At 68.3% G+C, this 1,665-nt stretch carries 1 protein-coding gene and 3 pseudogenes; 3 read left to right on the forward strand and 1 reads right to left on the reverse strand.

What is annotated here, in order from left to right:
- Positions 1-49: 49 nt before the first annotated feature.
- Positions 50-214: pseudogene (locus IE271_RS40820) on the reverse strand (transposase); the annotation flags it as partial.
- On the opposite strand from IE271_RS40820, the gene IE271_RS40825 reads away from it, so the two are divergent.
- From IE271_RS40825 to IE271_RS43180, 3 genes and pseudogenes are all read left to right on the forward strand, one after another.
- Positions 183-425: a transposase gene (locus IE271_RS40825; RefSeq protein ID WP_190195467.1), complete on the forward strand. Its 243-nt coding sequence runs from the start codon at positions 183-185 to the stop codon at positions 423-425. The pseudogene IE271_RS40820 and the gene IE271_RS40825 sit on opposite strands and share 32 nt — an antisense overlap.
- Positions 426-517: 92 nt before the next feature.
- Positions 518-721, forward strand: a pseudogene (locus IE271_RS44300) (IS3 family transposase); the annotation flags it as partial.
- 73 nt (positions 722-794) lie between these two features.
- A pseudogene (locus tag IE271_RS43180) lies at positions 795-1,665 on the forward strand (IS3 family transposase); the annotation flags it as partial.

Consider the following 1,665-nt stretch of genomic DNA (forward strand, 5'->3'; position numbering starts at 1 on the left):
CGCTGGCAGCCCGTCCCGACCGGAAAGAGCACGCAACTCCCGGCTATCCCCGGCCAGCCTTGACGATTTCATCCGTCGACCAGATCTTCTTCCAGTGCGCGACGGGGAAGTCCGCGAACGCGGTCACGTCCTCGGCAGCCTCGGTGAGCATGGCCTCGACCTGCGGGAACTGCCGTCCCAGCATGCCCGCGACCGTGGTGAGCTGGGTGCGGACGGCCGAGGTCGCCAGAGACCTGGGGGTGAAGGAGACCACCCTGGGCAGCTGGGTTGCCCGGGCCCGGCGGGCCGACACAGCCGGGTCGGCGGCGGAGAGCGAGGAGCTCGCCCGGCTCCGCCGGGAGAACGCGCGGCTGAAGAAGGACAACAAGGAGCTGGCCATGGAGCGTGATGTCCTCAAACGCTGCATGGTCCTCTGGGTGAAGTGACCGAGACGGCTCCGGAGGAGCTGGTCTCCTTCATCGGTAGCCAGAGGACCGAGTACGGCGTTTCGCACCGGGTGGCCTGCCGGGCCCTGGATGTGTCGGAGGCATGGTTCTACAAGTGGCGCCGCCGACCGTCCCGGCCGACGAACCGGGAGGTCAGACGGGCTGCGCTGGCTGAACGTGTCCGCCACTTCTTCGATCGTTCCGGAAGAACCTACGGCTCGCCGAGGATCACGCTGGATCTGTGGGAGGAGGGCTGGCAGGTGTCGCAGAACACGGTCGCCGAGATCATGGCCGAGCTCGGGGCCTGTCCCCGAGCGGTGGACACCTCTGGTTCCGGCCCCGGTGGGGGTCGGGTAGGAGGCGTCATTTATGGTGATGAAGGTCTACTCGCCCGAGTTCAAGGCGGACGCGGTCGCGCTGTATCTGTCGGATCCGAGCCATACCCTCGAGGGCATCGGCAGGGATCTGGGGATCGGCCGGGAGACGCTGCGCACCTGGGTGCGGGCGAAGCGGACAAGCCGCGATGGCAGCGGCGCAAGCAGCGGCAACACGAAGGACAGTGCGGTGGGCGAGGCCACGAAGCAGCAGATGGAGGCCGAGATCGCGGCCCTGCGCGCGGAGCTGAAGGCTGTGCGCAAGGAGAACCAGAAGCTCGCCATCGAGCGGGACATCCTGCGGTAAGGCGACGAAGTTTTTCGCCGCCGGGATGAACTGGTGAACCGCTGCCGTTTCATCGAGGACCACCACCGCGCCTGGGGCGTGAAGCGGTTGTGCGAGGTGCTGGAGGTGGCCCGCTCCAGCTTCTACACGTGGCGGGCCGGCCGCGCGGCGCGGGCCGCGCGTGAACGGGACGATGCCGTGCTGGCCGAGCGGATCAGGGCGGTGCACACCGAGTGGGACGGCACCTGGGGCCGGCCCCGCATCACCGCCGAGCTGCGCGAGGCCGGCCTCCATGTGAACCACAAGCGGGTCGGGCGGGTGATGCGGGCGCACGGCATCGTCGGGTTGCGGCTGCGCAGGCGCCAGGTCACCACGGTGCCCGAACCGTCCGTTGCTGCCTTGCCGGACCTGCTGGAACGCGACTTCACCGCCGCGGTGCCCAACAGCAAGTACGTCGGGTACATCACCTACCTGCCGGTGGGTGACGGCGAGTTTTTGTATCTGGCCACCGTGATCGACTGCTTCTCGCGCCGCCTGGTGGGCTGGTCCATCGCCGACCACATGCGCACCTCACTGATCA

It is taken from the genome of Streptomyces minutiscleroticus (assembly GCF_014650875.1).
Lineage (GTDB): Bacteria > Actinomycetota > Actinomycetes > Streptomycetales > Streptomycetaceae > Streptomyces > Streptomyces minutiscleroticus.